Origin of the sequence: Streptomyces sp. NA02950 (assembly GCF_013364155.1) — a bacterium.
Lineage (GTDB): Bacteria > Actinomycetota > Actinomycetes > Streptomycetales > Streptomycetaceae > Streptomyces.
Map to the genome: position 1 here is coordinate 9,504,099 of NZ_CP054916.1, position 17,837 is coordinate 9,521,935.

Annotated in this window: 10 protein-coding genes and 5 pseudogenes; 7 read left to right on the plus strand and 8 right to left on the minus strand. The window is 68.4% G+C overall.

The features are described 5' to 3' along the window. Positions 1-11 precede the first annotated feature (11 nt). Positions 12-1,133, minus strand: coding sequence for a three-Cys-motif partner protein TcmP (locus tag HUT19_RS40655; RefSeq protein WP_176186268.1), 1,122 nt, complete (start codon positions 1,131-1,133; stop codon positions 12-14). Between the two features lie 43 nt (positions 1,134-1,176). Here HUT19_RS40655 and HUT19_RS43845 point away from each other — a divergent pair, with 43 nt between their 5' ends. Both HUT19_RS43845 and HUT19_RS40665 read left to right on the plus strand, forming a co-directional pair. After that, positions 1,177-1,434 carry a methyltransferase domain-containing protein gene (locus HUT19_RS43845; RefSeq protein WP_254886092.1) on the plus strand — a complete coding sequence of 86 codons (258 nt, stop codon included), beginning with the start codon at positions 1,177-1,179 and terminating at the stop codon, positions 1,432-1,434. A gap of 59 nt (positions 1,435-1,493) precedes the next feature. Further along, a pseudogene (locus tag HUT19_RS40665) lies at positions 1,494-2,031 on the plus strand (hypothetical protein). Here HUT19_RS40665 and HUT19_RS40670 read toward each other — a convergent pair. Beyond that, complete coding sequence (locus HUT19_RS40670; RefSeq protein WP_254886093.1) at positions 1,988-2,779, minus strand: IS5 family transposase; 792 nt, start codon at positions 2,777-2,779, stop codon at positions 1,988-1,990. The pseudogene HUT19_RS40665 and the gene HUT19_RS40670 sit on opposite strands and share 44 nt — an antisense overlap. Positions 2,780-3,162: 383 nt before the next feature. Between HUT19_RS40670 and HUT19_RS40675 the strand changes: the two are divergent. After that, positions 3,163-3,796 (plus strand): annotated as a pseudogene (locus tag HUT19_RS40675) (transposase); the annotation flags it as partial. A 125-nt stretch (positions 3,797-3,921) separates the two neighbouring features. Further along, positions 3,922-4,185 (plus strand): hypothetical protein, encoded by a 264-nt coding sequence (locus HUT19_RS40680; protein WP_176186272.1) that lies wholly within the window; start codon positions 3,922-3,924, stop codon positions 4,183-4,185. A 259-nt stretch (positions 4,186-4,444) separates the two neighbouring features. On the opposite strand, the gene HUT19_RS40685 is transcribed toward HUT19_RS40680, so the two are convergent. Both HUT19_RS40685 and HUT19_RS40690 read right to left on the minus strand, forming a co-directional pair. After that, the gene (locus tag HUT19_RS40685) at positions 4,445-4,963 is read right to left on the minus strand and encodes a ricin-type beta-trefoil lectin domain protein (protein WP_176186274.1); all 519 of its coding nucleotides are present in this window, start codon (positions 4,961-4,963) and stop codon (positions 4,445-4,447) included. 267 nt (positions 4,964-5,230) lie between these two features. Then, positions 5,231-7,951 (minus strand): AAA family ATPase, encoded by a 2,721-nt coding sequence (locus HUT19_RS40690; RefSeq protein WP_254886094.1) that lies wholly within the window; start codon positions 7,949-7,951, stop codon positions 5,231-5,233. A 246-nt stretch (positions 7,952-8,197) separates the two neighbouring features. Between HUT19_RS40690 and HUT19_RS40695 the strand changes: the two are divergent. Continuing rightward, positions 8,198-8,802: pseudogene (locus HUT19_RS40695) on the plus strand (transposase). 252 nt (positions 8,803-9,054) lie between these two features. Here HUT19_RS40695 and HUT19_RS40700 read toward each other — a convergent pair. From HUT19_RS40700 to HUT19_RS40715, 4 genes are all read right to left on the minus strand, one after another. Then, entirely contained in the window at positions 9,055-13,107 is a 4,053-nt protein-coding gene (locus HUT19_RS40700; protein ID WP_176186278.1) for a DUF6531 domain-containing protein, read from the minus strand. After that, positions 13,104-13,661 carry a hypothetical protein gene (locus tag HUT19_RS40705; RefSeq protein ID WP_176186280.1) on the minus strand — a complete coding sequence of 186 codons (558 nt, stop codon included), beginning with the start codon at positions 13,659-13,661 and terminating at the stop codon, positions 13,104-13,106. Before HUT19_RS40705 ends, HUT19_RS40700 begins: the two co-directional genes overlap by 4 nt. Positions 13,662-13,768: 107 nt before the next feature. Continuing rightward, a protein-coding gene (locus HUT19_RS40710) for an IS5 family transposase (protein WP_176186282.1) occupies positions 13,769-14,577 on the minus strand; the annotation gives its coding sequence in 2 pieces (ribosomal slippage) (positions 13,769-14,227 and positions 14,230-14,577; 807 coding nt in all). Positions 14,578-14,595: 18 nt separating this feature from the next. After that, positions 14,596-14,820, minus strand: coding sequence for a hypothetical protein (locus HUT19_RS40715; RefSeq protein ID WP_254886095.1), 225 nt, complete (start codon positions 14,818-14,820; stop codon positions 14,596-14,598). Between the two features lie 379 nt (positions 14,821-15,199). Between HUT19_RS40715 and HUT19_RS40720 the strand changes: the two are divergent. Together HUT19_RS40720 and HUT19_RS40725 are read left to right on the plus strand one after the other, a co-directional pair. Continuing rightward, positions 15,200-16,404, plus strand: a pseudogene (locus tag HUT19_RS40720) (IS256 family transposase). Positions 16,405-16,584: 180 nt separating this feature from the next. Next, positions 16,585-17,443 (plus strand): annotated as a pseudogene (locus HUT19_RS40725) (aminoglycoside phosphotransferase family protein). Positions 17,444-17,837 lie beyond the last annotated feature (394 nt).

A 17,837-nucleotide genomic window follows, 5' to 3' on the forward strand; every position in this document is an offset into this window, starting at 1 on the left:
GGACCAGATGCCTATGCCCGAACCTGTGCCTGCAGGCTGATCCGGCTTTTCGTCGTGAGCTTGCCCGGCGACTGGACGGCGATCACGCCGTCCTGCCGCATCTGCCGGGCCGCCTTCAAGGCATGCTTCGGCATCCAGCGGGCGGTCTCCGTCAGCAGCCACTCGCCGATTGCCTCCACGGTGGTGGCCCCGGCGCTCAAGCGCTGGGCGACCAGTTCGGCCAGCTCGTCGTCGATCAGACCCGCCGCCTGGAACAGGTCGAGCTGGCCGTCTGCTTTGGCACCTCGGGTACGGGGGTCGCGAAAGCTCTCGCCATCGAGGTCGTCGACCTTCCACATGGCGTCCTTCATCGCTTTCAGGCCCGCGGTGCTGCCGGTGCCGAAAACGAGGTAGAGGGGCTGCCCGGTGCGAGGGACGAGTTCGAACTGCAGCTGGTAGCCGAATCCGGCCCGGCGCAGCGCGTCCCGGTAGGTGCGCAGCCACACGAGCCACTTCTCGTCGGGTCCCAGCTCGTCGGCGGCCGCGGTCCAGAAGCCGCGGCCGCCGAAGACCGTGTCGAGGATGTCGGCGTTGAGCTCCTCGCGGCGGCTGAACCAGTTGGGTCCGAAGGTGGTGATGACGTCGCTGGAGCGGTTGCGGGCGATGCTGGACATCACGTGCAACGGCACGTTGACGCTGCCCCAGCTGTCGAAGATCCCCAGGATTGGGTGGCCCCAGGCTCCGAGCTCGTCGAGAACTGCGGGGCTGTCGCGGCCCGCTTCACCGCGCCGGACCTCCACCCGTACCGGCAGATCCTTGAGCGGCCCGAAGCGGGAGACGAGTTCCGTCACGAGGTGCTCGTGGCGCGCGCGGTCCTTCTCGATGAATATCAAATGCACCCGCCTGGGGCTGAGGTGCATGCGGTCGACCGGGTGATGACCGAGCAGGCGGTCCAGGATGAACACCGGCGAGCCCGGCTCGCCGTCCTCGTAGCGGCCCGGGCCGGCGAACGCGTCCAGGAGCGTGACCCGGGGCCGGGAGTAGCCGGTGCTCTGGGAAGTCTGCAGCAAAATCGGCCACCAGGCGTCCAGGTATCGCTGGTACAACCGGTGCTTGGCCGCGGTCGCCGGCTCCAGCTTCCATAAGACGCCCATCCGTGCCCCCTGTTCAGGATCGCCACGGTCGGCGGCTGGCCGCGTGAAGATCGCTCCCAGGGCACTTGATGCCGTCCTTATCAAAGAGGCAGTCCACCACTTCACAGACTTGGAGAAGACGCTCAACGGGCTCGCCGGGCTCCTGGCACCCGGGGGGAGGCTGCTCATCGTCACTCTGCCGCCGAAGATTGACTATCCGCTCTTCCCAGCCGCGATTGACCGTTTCGCCGAGGGGCAACCTGACCTAAGTGGCTGTTGTCGTTCCGAATCTGAGGGCTGCGTTTTCGCTGGTCAGGCATAGCGTGGGTGACTCGGTGGGAGTGGTGGCGTGTCATGTCGTCGTTCCCCGGGAGGTTGCGGATGCCGTCGGTCGTCGGACTGCTGGAACAGCACGAACTCGCCGCTCGCCGTCGAGTCGACGGGTTGCGTGAGGAAGCCGATCGCATCCAGGCCGAGCTGGCCCAGGCCGAGCAGGAATGGCAGGAGTGGGCGATCGCCCGCAGACGAGTGGGCACCGTCCTGGCTCCGGACGACGGCAACATCGCTGATGAGGAGGCCGCCCCCGGGCTCACGGGACGCGGACACGCGCTCGGCGCCCAGACAGGCGGCGAAACCGAAGTCGCGGGTGCCGGTGTGGTGTGAGGGGCTGGCGTGGTCGGTGCTGTCGGTGGACTATCAGCGTATCCTCGAGGCCCTCGCGAACCGGCACCGGCTCCATCAAGGGCCGCTGACCTGCCAGGAATTGGCCGTGATGTTCGGTCTGGACGCGGTGCCGACCAAGGTGGAGGCGCTGCGGTCGAAGGCGAAGCGCCTGGTCGCGCGGGGCTGGCTGGCCGAGCGGCAGCCGGGCCGGTTCACCCTGGCCCAGGGCCCGGCTGGACAAGTCGGCGCGTCATGAGCAGGGTCATCGACCAGTAGACCATCGCCTCGGCGCTGGTGGTGCGGCGTTCGAAGTCGCGCACCAGACGGCGGGTGCGCATCAGGTGGGCGAAGAACCGCTCGACGATCCACCGCTTGGGCAGCACCACGAAGCCGCGCATGTCGTCGCTGCGTTTCACGATCGCCAGGACCAGCGAGAACGCGGCGAGGCAGTGCTCGACGAGGCTGCCGGTGTAGCCGCCGTCGGCCCAGACCAGTTCCAGCCGGTGGTGTATGTCGGCGACCTGCCCGAGCAGCACGTGAGCGGCGGTGCGGTCGCCGGTGTCCGCGGCAGTGACCATCACGCCCAGCAGCAGGCCGAGCGTGTCGACCACGACGTGCCGCTTGCGCCCGTTGACCAGTTTGCCGCCGTCGAAGCCACGGCTGTCGGCGCCGACGACGGCGTCTGCCTTGACCGACTGCGAGTCGATCACACCGGCCGTCGGTGCCGTGTCGCGGCCCAGCGTTGCGCGGACCTGTCCGCGCAGCCGGTCGTGGAACTCCTTGACCAGACCATGGTCACGCCAGCGGCGGAAGAACGCATACACCCGGTCCCACGGCGGGAAGTCCACTGGCATCGCCCGCCACTTGATCCCGTTGTCCACGAGATACCGGATCGCGTCCAGCATCGCGCGGTGGCAGTACGCCTCCGGCTGCCCGCCCCGGCCGCGCAGCCAGGCCGGCACCGGCAGCAGCGGCCGGACCCGGGCCCACTCCGCGTCCGTCATGTCCGACGGATACCGCCGAACACGTTCTGGATGATCGGCGGCATTCCCGAACCGGTGAGCGACACAATCACACGTCGGTGCAACCGAGTTGAACTTCACCGGCGCGAGCACGTACAACTGCGGCAACAGGGTCTCCTGGATCTCGGTTGGCTTCGCAACCCCGAGCTACCAAGAGGCCCTGCCCCGTGGCCAGCGGCGATCACCCGATCGAGACTCCCGTTCGACGCACCCCTCAAGATCGGAACGACAACAGCCACTAAGCTTGGCGTTTAACCTCGACCGTTCACCTGACTTGCTGATCTTGGTTCTTTCCTGGGACAGCAGGGCGGCCGTTCTTCACACTTCGAGGTGTCGAGCAACGTCGCGTGAAGGAACGGCCGCTGATGAAGAGTCTCGCCGCTGAACAGTCCGCTGACGCCGCGTTGGGTGTCCTGTCCCACTTTCGTGTCGAGTTCTACGACTGCCTCTACACCCGGGCGGATGCGCTCTTCGAGCTCACCGACCGGTGCTGTGCTCCGATGGGCCGGTGACGTCGCTGGCCGAGTTGACGCTCACGCCCGAGCACCGGCGTGGGCACGGGGCAATGTACGACGCAGTCAATCACGGCTGGCTGGAGCCGCGCCGCCTGCGCAGGCTGCTGGCCGCCACGCCGCTGCCACGTGCCGCCGACGGGCGGATCGTGCTCGCGGTGGATGTGAGCAACTGGCTGCGCCCCGACGCCCCACCAGTCCTGGCTTGCTGTTCTGCCACGTCTACGGGCGGGGCGGCAGCGCCGATCAGTTCATCCCCGGCTGGCCCTACTCCTTCGTCGCCGCGCTGGAGACGGGACGCACGTGGACAGCCGTGCTGGACGCGATCCGGCTCGGGCCGTCCGACGACGCCACCGCGGTGACCGCCACCCAGATGCGCGAGGTGGTCACCCGACTGGTGCACGCCGGGCAGTGGCGGCCGGGCGACGCGGACATCCTCGTCGTCATGGACACCGGCTACGACGTCACCCGCCTCGCCTACGTCCTCGCCGCCCGCCTCGCCCAGGCCGACCCGGCCGCCACCACCGCGCTCGCCATCTGGCTGGACCGCGTCCTCGTTCCCACCGAGCCACCGGCGGAAGCGGAAGCGAAAGCGGGCGAGGACGGCGCGCGGTGAGCGCGGCCGACGACACGGTGATGGCCACCTGGAGCGAGCACAGTGACATCGGGCACCACTACGAGGACCTGCTCGCCACCGGCCGGGTCATCTCCTGGACCGAGCCGCCGTTCGGCGGGACGGCCCACCCCGACGACCCCGACTACAACCCGATCTGCCGCTGCCCGCTCACCCCGCAGCAGTTCTGTATGGAGTGCGCCGGTTGCGCAGCATGCGGGCAGTGCACGGGTCCGCGCGTCTGGCCGCCGCTCCGGAACTGATCACCGAGGGCAATCCCCCAGTCTCCCAGCACTCCTGTGAGGCGGCTGGGGGCTTAAGACGCAGCTGATGGCCACCTCCGCACGCAGCAGCGCGGCACCGCGCATCCGCGGTTCCTCTTCCTCCGTGTCGCCGATGGCGACACGGAGGAAGAGGAAGAAGACCGCTTCCGGTGGCGCGGCGGTCCGGGCTCCGGAGAAAATCACCTGGACGTGAGGATGACGCGCCGAGCCTGATCGGACTGCAAGCCCTACGGGACGACTACTGGCCGCCGGAAAATTCCCACTTGTTACTGCTGACAGCATCCCCCCAGCTACCCGGGGTGGAAGTGGTTCCCAGGGTGTAGTCGAACCAGTCCGGCTCGAGCCACGCCCGGGCCTCCAGATACCGGCCGGTGGCCCTGTTCGTCACCTGCCCGCTCGAATGGTAGTCCCATTTCTGGTAGCTGCCACCATTGCACTCCGTGTAGTACACCTCGCCATCCTCGTTGCTGTCGAGGCACTGATTCGTGTCAATCAACTTGATGTTGTCCCCTCGCCGGTCCCACAGCTGACTCCGCGCACCATCACTGCAGTAGCGTGCATCCGCCGCCCACCTGCCAGGGGAGAGCTCTAAGTTGATGGCGGAGACACACACATGATCGCCCGAAATCTCCTCCGTCGTCCTGATCCAGGTGTTTTCGGCGGCACTCGCGCTCGGCGCGAGTAGTGCCGCATTGACGACTGAGGCGGCGACCGCCGCTAGCGCGACGAAAGATGTCCGCTTGAATTTCTGGTTCACGTGTGACCCCTTTGCTCGGTGGTTGGGCAGTTCGGTCCGGCCGTTTCTGCTCCGGCCGTTTACATCGCTCATGAGTGCGCGTCAGTCACCGTCGGAGGCAGAGACGCAGCCCCGAAGTACAGGGCGTCTCCGCCGGTACCCCCGTCCGCGCTGCGTCCGGAGCGGGTGTCCCGGACGCGTGTCCATGCTCCCCGCTGCCGCACCGCGGTCGCATCGGCGAAAATCGCCTATACCTCCCGGCATCCCGGGCGCTCAATGGTTGAGGGGTCAGGGGAGCGGCAGTGTCCGAAGCTGGCGGCGGGAGGTGATGCCGAGCTTGCGGAAGATGTTGCGCAGATGTGCGTCGATGGTGCGCGGGCTCAAGTAGAGCTGCGCGCCGACCTCCTTGGAGGTGGCCCCGGTGGCCACCAGCCGTGCGACGTGCAACTCGTGGGCGGTGAGCGCATCGGTCGGCTCGGCCGTCCGCTTGCGTGGCCGCTCGCCGGTGGCGCGCAGCTCGCGGGCGGCGCGGGCGGCGAATGCCTCCGCGCCTATGCCGGACAGCATTTCGTGGGCGGTGCGAAGCTGCTCGCGCGCGGCCTGCCGCCGACGTTCGCGGCGCAGCCACTCCCCGTAGACCAGGTGGGTGCGGGCGAGATGGACCGCCATTCGGCAGCGGCCGAGCCGATCGATCGCCTCGCGATAGAGCGCCTCGGCCGCCGGCCCGGTACTGGCCAGCGCCCGCGAACGCGCCGCCAGCCCGAGCGCCCACGAGGTGCCGCTGGCGCGGGCTCGCGAACTGAGCCGCTCCAGCGCGGGAGCCGCGCGGGCCGGCTGGCCGGCGCGGACGGCCGCCTCGATGAGCTCGGGCAGGGCCAGGTTGCCGTGCTCCAACTCGTCGGAATCGCACGGGCCCGCTGCGGCGGCGAGCGCGGCGTCGTAACTGCCCATGCCGTTGAACAGCACGGCCATCGCGTACTGGGTCAGGGTGACCACCGCGCCCTCGCCCCGCTCGGTCGCGTCCTGGACCATCGTCGCGTACAGCTCAGAGGTTTCGGCCTGCCGGCCACGCCAGGCGGCGAGCAGGATCCTGGTCACCGGTGCCTGCCTGATCGCGGTGGCCTCGGCGGTCAGCTCGGCAGCGTGGGCGAGCTCGCCGGTGTGCACAAGCACGGCCGCGAGGTAGTCAAGCGCGACGGGCAGCTCGGCCAGTGCGCCGACTTCGCGGGCGAGGCGGACACGGCGGCTGGCCAGCTCGTACACCGACTCGTCGTCGAACAGCGCCACCGCGACACGGCTGCCCAGCCACAGCCAACGGCTGCTGTCGTCGTCAGCGCGGGGCTCATGGCCACGGAGCGCATCCAAGGCCCGCCGCAGAGTGGGCAGGCTCACCTCGTACCCATGTATGGACCTGGTCACCAGCCCGGCGAGCAGCAGGTCCGCCACCCCTGGCGGGTGTGGCGGTTCGGGCGCGGCCTGGGCGGCTTCGGCCACCTTGAGCACTCGGCGACCACGGCCGAGGGGAACAGCGACGATGGCCGCCTCAAGGGCTTGCAGGTAGGTCTGGCGGGCCAGCGGGGCATCCAGCGGGGCGAGCGCCTTGGCCGCCTCCAGCAGCATTGCGGGCACGTCGTTGCCTCTTGTGGCGTGGAACGCGATCTGGGCGCGCAGCAGCTCCGCCCGGGCGCGTTGCAGCGCGTCCAGCGGTCCGGCCGCCGCGAGGGTCAGCAGCTCAAAGGCAGCGTCGGGCACGCCGGCCTGGTGCTTGGCGTGCGCCGCGGCCAGCGCCCGGCGCGCCCGGTCGGCAGGCTCGGGCGTCAGCACCACCGCCCGTTCCAAGAACGCGGCCGCGGCGGCCAGCCCGCCGCGGGCCCGTGCCCGACTGGCGGAGCGCTCCAGCTCCACCGCGACCGTCTCCTCGGCCCCGAGCACGGCCTGCGCGCGGTGCCAGGCGCGGTGGTCGGGGCCGGCCTGCGGGTCGGTCGCAGCGGCCAGCGCGCCGTGCACCCGGCGCCGGTCGGGCAGGGCGGCGGCCCGGTAGACCGCCGAGCGCACCAGCGGATGCAAGAACCGCACCCTGACGCCGATCTCCAGCAACCCCCCCGCCTCCGCCGGTACGGCCGCCTCGGCGCCGATGCCCAGATGCTCGGCCGCACCCCACAGCAGCGTCACATCGCCGAGCGGCTCTGCCGCTGCGACCAGCAGCAGCAACTGCGTCTCGGGCGGCAGGCTGGCCGACCGGCGCTGGAAGCTCTCCTCGATCCTGCGCGGCACGCTCAGTGCGTCCGGCAGCCCAAATCCACCCGCCAGCTTCGCCTGCTCTGCGCTTCGGGGCAGCTCCAGCAGCGCCAGCGGGTTGCCGCGCGCTTCGGCGAGGATCCGGTCGCGTACCCGCTCATCCAGCGGCGTCCCGACCCCTCTGGCGAGCAACACCTGCGCGTCCACCTCACCGAGCCCTTCCAAGCCCAGCCCCGGCAGCCCAGCGAACGGATGAGCGTCGCTCGGGCCGGAGCCCGGGTCGCGCAGCGCGAACACCAGCGCCACCCGCTCCGCGTCCACCCGAAGCGCCACGAAGGCAAGAGTCTGCGCAGATGCTTCGTCCAGCCACTGCGCATCGTCCACCAGACACAACAGCGGCCGTTCCTCGGCGACCTCGGCCAGCAGACTCAACACGGCTAACCCGACGAGGAACCGATCCGGCGGATCCCCAGCACGCAGCCCGAACGCCACACCCAAAGCGGCCTGCTGCGGATCAGGGAGCGCACCCATGTGGTCCACCAGCGGCGCGCATAACTGGTGCAAGCCCGCGAACGCGAACTCCATCTCGGACTCCACACCGACCGCCCGCTCCACCCGGAACCCCCACGCGGCGCCGCGGGCAGCCTCCAACAGCGCGGTCTTACCGATGCCGGCCTCACCAACAACCACCAGAACGCCGCTGCGCCCCGCCCGTGCCTGTGCGAGCAGCCCTTCGATCGCCTGACGCTCGGCCTGCCGGCCCAGCAGCACCGCTTGATTCTCCCGTGGGCGCCGGCTGACGCCCGGCCGGGCTGATGCCTCTTCTGCGTCCATCTCCCGCTCGGCCTCCAAAGAAGGACTACGCGACTCCCGTTCCCCTAGGTGATTGTCGCCTGCATCGGGTGGCCGCGCCGGGCCGGGCTGGCGTCGCGGACTACCGCGCACGCCGCTGACTTGCACATGCGCCGTCACAGACTGGTGCCCCCGGCGCGGCTCTGACGGCGCCTACAGGAAGACGTGCCCCCCGTGAGCTGGTCGTATCTGCGGCCGTTCCTGCCGGTCAGTGACGGGCGTTGTGGCCGGTGGCGGCATCACCGGCAGGTGATCGACGGGATCTTGCACCGGGTGCGGACCGGAGTACGGTGGCGGGACCTGCCTGAACGGTTCGGTCCGCGGAAGACGGTCTACGAACGCCACCGGCTGTCGTCGGCTGACGGCATCTGGGAACGCCTGCTGCAGCAGGTCCAGGCCGCTGCCGACGCGGCCGGTGGGGCCGGGCAGACGCGCAAGAAGCCCGACAGCCTGGCCGCGGACAAGGCGTACAGCAACGGTCCGTGCCGCCAGTACCTGCGTCGGCGCGGCATCCGCCACGTCATCCCCGAGAAGACTGACAGCCAGGCCGCCTACGCAAAGGCTCACGCGGCGGACGGCCACCCGGCTTCGACAAGGAGCGGTACAAGAAGCACAACACCGTCGAGCGGGCGATCCACAAACTGAAACAGTCCCGAGCCGTGGCCAGCCGATACGACAAGCGCGGCTATGTCTGTCTCGGCACCATCACCGCCGCAGCCACCCACCGTCATCCGGCTGGCTCCGCACATGATCGCCCGGACAGCTCCTAGCCGCCGGACGCGGGTCGCGGTGTGGCTGGGCTTCCTGCTGGGGATCGCGGTCTCGCTGGCGGCCAATTTCGCCGCTGCCCCCGTCGCTGGACTGGCAACCGATCGTGGTGGCGGGCTGGCCGCCGGTCGCACTGATGCTCTCGGTGGAACTGCTCACTCATCGTCAGCGTTCGCGTGAGGCTGCCGAGAGTCGGCCGGAGGTCTCGGAGGGACGTCTCGGCGCGGGCGCGAGGCCCGACAACGAGAAGGTGATCACTCTCGCCCAGAAATCGGGACTCCCGTTCGATCGACAAGTCTCAAGATCGATACGACAACAGCTACTGAGGTGAGGTAGCGGGCGGTTTCGGGATCGTAGTAGCGGAAGTGGTTGTAGTTTAGGCCGGTTTCGGGGTCGGCGTATTGGCCGGGGAAGCGTAGGGGGCAGTCGACGCTCCCCTCACCGACGGGTGGGGCGGGGAGGGGGGTGCCCCAGAGGGTGGTGCGGTGTTGCCAGGCCAAACGGCCGTCGGGGGTGAGGAGTTCGGTGGGTGTGCCGACTGTGTCGGTGACGACGGCGTAGTGGCGGGTGGTGCCCAGGTCGCGGTGAGTTTGGGTCAGAGGGCTGTGGCTGTCGGGGCTGTAGTTCCAGGTGGTGGTGGCACCATCGCGGGTGGCCTGCTCGGCGAGGCGGGTGCCGTCCCAGGTGAAGGTCAGGGGTGTTCCGTCCGGGCTGGTTTTCGTGAGGCGGCGCCCCAGGGGGTCGTAGGTGTACGTCCACTCCTCGCCGAGCGGAGTGGTGGTCTTGGTGAGCTGGTCCTGTGCGTTCCAGGTGTAGGTCCAGGAGCGAGTTTGACCGCTGGGGAGTTTGCGGGCTTTGCGGATGAGGCGACCGGCGGCGTCGTGTTCGTAGGTGGTGCGGCCCGCACGGCGGATGAGGGTGCCGCTGTATGCCCGGTCGCCCTCTGAGTGATGTGCTGGGGCTGTGGCGTGGGTTTGGTTGCCGGCTGTGTCGTAGGTGTAGGTCTCGGACCATCCGTGAGCTTGCACGCCGGTGACGCGACCTGTCGGTCCGAGGGCGAAGTGCCGGGTGCCGGTGGTCAGCTCGCGAATCTTGGTGACGTAGCCGTCGGGACGGTAGGTGTAGGTGCGGTGTTGGAGAAGGTGATCCGGGGAGGAGATTGACTGGGCCGCCAGGCGTTCCGTTGAATCCCACGCCTGGGTGAGGGTGGCAGCTCCCATGGCCCGCTGAGTTTCGCGGCCCGCCGCGTCGTGGGTGAAGGTGAGGGTGTTGTCGGCGGTGGTGAGGGTTGCGGGGCGGCCTGTGGGGTCGTAGGTCCAAGTGGAGATCAGGCCGGAGGGCATGGAACGGTGGGTCTGGTGGCCCGCCGCGTCGTAGCCGTAGGTCGTGGTGCGGCCGTTCACGGTCTCCGCGATCAGGCGGCCCAACTGGTCGCGTTCCACTACCAGTTCGGCATCCGCGTTTGTGGCGCGGATGAGGGCGCCGTGGGCGTCGTAGGCGTAGGTCGTTTCTTCACCGGTGGTCTCGTCCCGCTGGGTGATGGGCTGTCCCGCTGAGTCGAGGGTGTAGCGGATGGTTTGGCCGAGTGGGTTGGATTGGGCTGTGAGGTGGCCCGCGGCGTCGTGTTCGTAGGTGCGGGTGCAACCGTTGAAGTCGGTTTCGGAGGTGAGCCGTCCGGCCCCGTCGTAGGTGTAGGTCCAGGTCAGGCCCTGAGGGTTGGTGACGGTGGTCAGCCGCAGTTCGGTGTCGTAGCCAAAGGCGTACTGCGCGCCGTCGGGGCCGGTATGGGTGGCGGGCCGGTCGAAGTGGGTGTGGGTGTAGGTGGTGGTGTGTCCTGCCTGGTCGGTGTGGCGGGCGAGGTTGCCTTCGGTGTCCCACTTCCACACCTCGCGGCTGCCGTCCGGCCCCTCGTGCCAGGCGGGCTCGCCCTCGACGGTCCAGCCGTGCCGGGTGGTGTTGCCCAGGGGGTCGGTGACGGCGGTGACCAGCCCGTGTGGGCCTCTGCGGACGCGGGTGGTGTTGCCCAAGGGGTCGGTAACGGCCATGGGGAGGCCAGCGGCGTTGGTGGTGACCTGGGTGGTGTGGCCGAGAGCGTCGGTGATCTCTGACAGGTGCCCGGACTCGTTGTCGCTGTAGTGGGTGGTGGCGCCGGTGGGATCGGTAACGGAAGTGCAGCCCCCACGGTCGTTGTAGGTGTAGCGCCAGGTCGCACCGCCGGGCTCGCGGATCTCCGCGGGGAGGTCCTGGCCGCCGTAGGCGGCCTCCGTCACGGTGCCGTCGGGGCGTTCGACGGCGATCAGGCGGTCGAGGTCGTCGTAACGGTAGCGGGTGGTGTGCCCCAACGGGTCGGTGACCGCGACGCGATGGCGGTTGTTGGCGTCCCACTCGGTGTGGGTGGTGTTGCCCAGCGGGTCGGTCTCCGCGATGACCCGGTATGCCTCGTTGCAGACATAGGTGGTCGTATTACCGAGGGAGTCGGTGTAGCGGTTGGTGCGGCTATGGGGGTCGTAGTGCATACGGCCGGAGAGGATGCCGTCCGGGCCGATGCCCCGCAGGACACGGCCGCGATGGTCGTAGACATACGCATAGGTCGTGCCGTTGCGGTCCGTCCACGAGGTGATGCGACGCGCGTCGTCGTACTGGAAACGCAGCGGAAGTCCGGTGGAGTTGATGACCTCGCTCAGGTCTCCGGCCTCGCTGTAGCCGTATGAGATCAGCGTGGTGCTGCGCTGATGCTCTGCACCATGGAGCAACCGTAGGGCGGTGATGCGCAGCAGCTGCGGGTCGGTGTCGATGGCGATGCGGTAGCCGCCGGAGTGGTTGATCTCCGTCGGCGCGCCCTGCTCGTCGTAGGTGATGGTGATGCGGTCGCCGTCGCCGGTGCGGTCGGTGATCGCCGTGAGGGCGAGCTCGCGGCCGGCTGCCGGGAGTGGTGCGAAGTGGAGACTGCGGTTGTGCTCGGGGGCGGTGATGGTGAACGTGCCGTCCGGTTTCCCGTCCCAGCACAGCGGCCAGCGAGGACCGGCGACGGGAAGGGTGGGGACGTCGGGCTCGGGGACCGGGTAGGCCAGGATCATGCCGTCGTCGGTGATGTAGACGACGCCCTCGTCGTCGATCTCCAGGCGCTGGTCGAGGGTGCCCGCCCAGGTGCGGCCGAACCAGCCGCCACACGGGTGCCCGGAAACGTAGTGCCGCTCCAGCACCAGAGGCAGCACACCGGGCAGGGTGACGTCAGTGGCGGACATGACCATCTCGCCGGTGGCCACATCGATCGGCTCACCCTTCTTGGGCCGCTCGCCGTTGGGGTTGTTCTTGTCGTCCGGGTCGCTGTTCTTCCGCTTGCGGGCGCTGCCGTCGCGGCCGAGGGCGCGTTCACGGTTGAGGAGGCGTTGTGCGGCGGTCTTTGCCACTTTGCTGCCGTACCGGAAGGTGCCGGTGGCGCCGCCGGTGGCCAGCGCCAGCAGCAGCCCGGCCGTGAGCTGTCCGGAGGCGCGGGCGGGGTTGCGCTGCCATTCCTCCCAGTCGAGGGCGGCCTTGGCGAACTCCTTGGGATGGGCGGCGGCGTAGGCGGCCCCATCAACAGTGTTGGCCAGCTGCAGCCCCGCGCCTCCGACGCCATCGTGCAGGAGGTCGTCGAGGCCTTCGTACCGGTCGTAGAGGAAGTCGCCGGCTCCGTCGCCGAAATCCCCGAGCTTTTGCTTGAACCAGTCCAGGCCCTCGGGGGCCGGGGGCTTGTCCGGGGCCTTCTCCTTGGCGGTGTCGAGTTTGCGCTTGGCCGCGTCGACGACGAGCTTGAGCTCCGCCTCCAGCTTGTCCAGGCGCTTGTAGCAGCCCTCCAGCGCAGCCATCCCCGGATCGTCCTCCGGTGGCTTCTCCGGCAGGGGATCGTCCTTACGGTCTGACGCCTCGCTGTAATCCTTCCAACTCTGCCAGTGGCGCTTCGACGCCGCCCGCGCATCATCAGCGTCGTCGATGATCGGCTTGACGCGCTTCTGCACCGACCGCAGCTTCGCCGCGTAGGAGTCCAGCGCACTCGCGGCGGAGGTGAAGTACTTCTTGGCCGAGCCCAGTTCTTTGGGCAGCTTCTCCGTCGCACCCTGGAAGTTCTCCGACGCCGCGCCGGTCCAGTTCATCAGGGACAGGACATCGAGCTGATCCACCCCGTCCTGGAACGCGCCCGCATAGGCGCGGAGTTTGACCGCCAAGTCCTCGACTTTGCGAGGGCTGCCGGGGATGACGTCGGAGGGTTTGGCGTTGAGGGGTATGCGCTCGGTCGTGCCGCCCTCGGTCGCGTCCTTCTGGGTCACGCGGTCACTCCCTTGGATCCGCCGTCGACTTCCCAGCCGCCGTCGTAGCGCAGCCGCGGGTTGGTGGGCACGTCTCCGGTGTAGGTGCCGTCGTCATCGTCGTCGAGCCACGGCTCCTTGTAGATCTCCGGTGGCGGGTCGAACTTGGGCCGGTAGCCGTCCTTCCATGCCTTCATGCCCCTTTCACCGAAGGGGAGTTTGGCCATGTTGTCCTCGGTCGGCGCGAAGTCCTTGATACGCAGCAGGTCGGCCAGCATGTAGGCGGCGATCACCTGCCGGAGGGTCTGCACCACAGTGTCCGCGTGTTCGGCCACCCGGCCCATACCGAAGCCCCAGGAATGGAGCATCTTCTCCGAGGAGTCACAGATGTCGAAGTCGGCCGAGTTCCCGATGCCATCGGCCAGTGCCATCCAATCCTTCTTGATCTTCCGCGCGGCGACGACCGACTCCTCCAGCGGCGCCAGCACCTTACGCACCGAAGCGATCTCAACCCGATAGCCTTCACCCGGCTTCGGACCATCCGCCCCCGAACCACCCTTGTCATGCCCCGACATCGGATTGCTCCCCCCGCTCCCCGTTCACCCGCAAGAACTCCACATCCAGGACGAACGTCCGCGGCCCCAGCGGATCCACCACCGCCCGCGTCCCCTTAGACGCCGTTTCAGTTGGTGAGGCGGCGGTAGCCGATCAGAGCTGCGGCTATGCCGACGAAGGCCAGGAAGTGCTCGGCCTTGCGCTCGTAGCGGCGGTGCAGGCGACGGCATCCAGCGAGCCAGGACACTGTCCTTTCAACAACCCAGCGGTGTCGGCCAAGACGCTGCGAGGACTCGATGCCCTTGCGGGCGATGCGATGACGGATGCGCCGCTGGCGAAGCCATCTGCGTAGGTGCTCGTAGTCGTAGCCCTTGTCGGCATGGAGCTTGGCCGGGCGCCGACGACGCGGGCCACGCCGGGAGCGGAAGGGTGGGATTCCACGCACGAGCGGCTTCAGACCGAGGCTGTCGTGCATGTTGGCGCCGGAGATACCCAGCGACAGGGGCAGTCCGTTCCGATCCGTGATGAGGTGGATTTTCGATCCGCTCTTGCCGCGGTCGGTCGGATTCGGTCCCGTCAGTGGCCCCCTTTTGCCGCCCGCACGCTGACCGAGTCGATGGCACACGGCGACCAGTCCAGATCACCGCGGGCGCCGAGTTCATCGAGGACGACTCGATGGAGCCTGGCCCACACCCTGGCCCGGCTCCACTGGGCGAAGCGCCGGTGAACCGTGGGCCAGGCCGGGCCGAACACCGGCGGCAACTGCCGCCACGTGCAGCCCGAGGTGGCCACGAAGATGATCGCTGCCAGGGTCTCGCGGTCACCAGCCCGTCGCCGGCCCCCGCCCTGCGGGCGCTTCACCTCCGTCGGCGGCACCACCCGCCGGAACAGCATCCATAACTCGTCCGGTACCAACCGCTCAACCAGATCCGTCATGCACGGCTCAACGAACGATCACACCAAAGGAAACGGTGTCTTAGGCAGTAGCTCCACCAGGTCCTCGACCGTCGTCGACGCCCAGGAGCACACACCTGCGAAGAGAGCCAGCCGCTCCACAGAAGTGAAGACCGGCACCACCGGGCCGCACTCTGTCTCCGAGACCAGAAAGCCTGGTTCGTCCGGCCGTTGGAAGTACAGACGCGCGGAGCCCAACGCGGCGAGCTTCTCGCCTTCCGACATCTGCCCTGTGACTTCCTGCCGCACAAAGTCGGCCAGCCTTGGCCTGCCGTCGCGCCCTTGCGAACACAAGATGTCCCCTCCCCTGAACATGACAGCAGTTTCGCACGGGCGAGCCATGCTCTGAGCAATCGACACGGAGCACTGACCGTGCCGGAGATCCGCCGTCTACTCGCCGTCATCTTCGGCTCACCGGCCCCGTCAGCAGCCGGGCTGGTGCACTGGTCCATCTGGCGCAGACGCCACCGGGAGTGTCTAATCAACGGCGGATCTGATGATCAAGGAGATGCGTCTGATGACGGAGACCGCCGTGGAGAACGAGCAGGCCGAGCAGGTGGTTCAGGCATCGTCGAGTGCGGTGTCGGACGAGCAGCTCGTTGCGATGCTGGTTGACCGAGCCCGGAACGAGGGACTGCAGCTGACCGGCGAGGGCGGGCTGTTGCAGCAGCTGACCAAGCGGGTGCTGGAGTCCGCCCTGGAGGGCGAGATCACCGACCATGTCGGCTACGAGAAGCACGAGCCGACGGCCGGAACAGCGGCAACAGCCGCAACGGCACCCGGGCCAAGAGCGTACTGACGGACGTCGGCCCGGTAGAGGTGAGGGTGCCTCGCGACACCGCCGGCACCTTCGAGCCGCAGATCGTCAAGAAGCGGCAGCGCCGCCTGACCGGCGTGGACGAGATGGTGCTCTCCCTGTCTGCGAAGGGGCTCACGCACGGGGAGATCTCCGCTCACCTGGCCGAGGTCTACGGCGCGGAGGTGTCCAAGCAGACCATCTCCACCATCACCGACAAGGTCATGGACGGCATGGCCGAATGGCAGAACCGCCCCCTCGACCGCGTCTACCCGGTCCTGTTCGTGGACGCCATCAACGTCAAGATCCGGGGCGGCCAGGTCGCCAACCGCCCGGTCTACGTCGTGATGGCCGTGACCGTCGATGGCACCCGGGACATCCTCGGCATCTGGGCCGGCGACGGCGGCGAGGGCGCGAAGTACTGGCTGCACGTGGTCACCGAGCTGAAGAACCGCGGCCTGGGCGACGTGCTGATGCTGGTCTGCGACGGACTCAAGGGCCTCCCCGAGGCCGTGGAGGCCGTCTGGCCTCACACAATTGTCCAGACGTGCGTGGTTCACCTCCTGCGCAACTCGTTCCGTTACGCCGCCCGTCAGGACTGGGACAAAGTCGCCAAGGCCCTCAAGCCCGTTTACACCGCACCCAGCGAGGACGCGGCCACGGAGCGGTTCCTGGAGTTCCAGGAGTCCTGGGGCCAGAAGTACCCAGCGATCGTGAAGCTGTGGTCGGATGCCTGGGTCGAGTTCGTGCCCTTCCTTTCCTTCGACGTCGAGATACGCAAGGTCATCTGCAGCACGAACGCCATCGAGAGCGTCAACGCCCGCATCCGCAAGGCCGTCCGCGCTCGCGGACACTTCCCCAACGAGGCCGCCGCCCTTAAGTGCGTCTACATGGCGCTGATGAGCCTGGACCCGACAGGGAAGGGCCGCAAGAGGTGGACCATGCGCTGGAAGGCACCCCTGAACGCGTTCCAGATCGCCTTCGAAGGCCGCCTGACCCCGACCAACAACTGACCACTCAACAACCAAGATCAGCCGTTAAATTGACACACCCAGCGATTCTCACCGAACGTTGGGTGACTGCTCTGGTCCGATTTGCTCGTCGGCTCGCGTTCACAGCGAGCGGTGGGAAAAGCGGTGGACAAAGATCGCGCGAGCGGCAGACTGACCCGTGTGAAACGACTGCTGGTGGATGTGGAGAGCGTCACTACGCGGTTGGTACGTCGATTCGGTCCCCAGGTTGCCGAATGGTGCGCTGACACGCCGGATCTCATCGCTCGGCTGACGTCCCAGTGGGGACTTTCGCTCGGTGAGTTTCTCCCGGACGGTGCTTCGTCGGTCGCGTTGCGGTGCCGTTGGCCCGACGGCACGCCCGCGGTGCTGAAGCTCAGTCCGGAGCGGGCCCTTCTGGCCGAGCAGGTTCGCTGCCTCGGGCCGGGTGCCCTCTGTGCTGGCCGTCGACGAGGAGGCGGGCGCCATGGTGTTGGAGGAGATCGTGCCCGGGACGCCGGCGGAGGACATGCCTGCTGCGTCGCTTCCGGGGCAGTGGTCGGATCTGCTCGCCGCCTTGCACGGGGTCGCTCCACCTCCGCGGCCGACGCGTCTGCTGCGCGGCCGGTGCGAGGAGGCCTTCACCCGGGTCGGTAGGCGGCTGTCCGAGCCTGCGATCAGTGCACGGATGGACGTCACCGCGTGGGACAGGGCCACCCAGCGGTGCGAGCGGCTGCTGGACACGGAAACGACCACCGTGTTGCTCCACGGTGACCTGCACCTGGGCAACGCGCTCGACGGCGGCGCGGAGCGCGGTCTGATGGCCATCGATCCGAAAGCCTGTGTGGGTGATCCGTGCTTCGACGCTGTGGACTACGTCGTAGCCGGCGCCGGGCTGGAGGGCGTCGAGACCCGCTGCGCGCGCGTGGCGGCGGCGTGCGGGCTCGATGGCGACCGGCTCCACGCCTGGAGCCGGGTGATCGCGCCGTTTGCGGCCATGGCCCATTTCAGTGACGGTAGTGAGAAACCGGTGATCGATGAACTACTCGCGTTGACCCGGTGAGTACACCCGGTATTCCCGATCGCCTCGTGCCCCGCGCTCCGCTGGGGAGGGAACACCCATCGCTCAACCTTCGGTGAGACAGGACACTCACGGAGGCGCAGACCGCCTGGTACCGCACGTACTGGCAGCTCGCGGAATCCGGTCCGGGGACCAGCACGACCACGGACCGCCGACGCTTGCAGGAGCTGTCAGCACAGATCGCCGGTCACCCGTACTGGCGCGGATCATCAGGCACACCCGCCACACGCATGGAGCTCAAGGAACTCGCCCGGCGCAGAGTCGGGCTGTGAGCCTCACGCTGTTCTGAGATCAAGACGTTGGGTGGGAAAGCCGCGGCGGCCGGGGTCGCGCATGTTGTCCGTCCGGCTGTCGCCCCTGTATTCCGTCTGTCGGA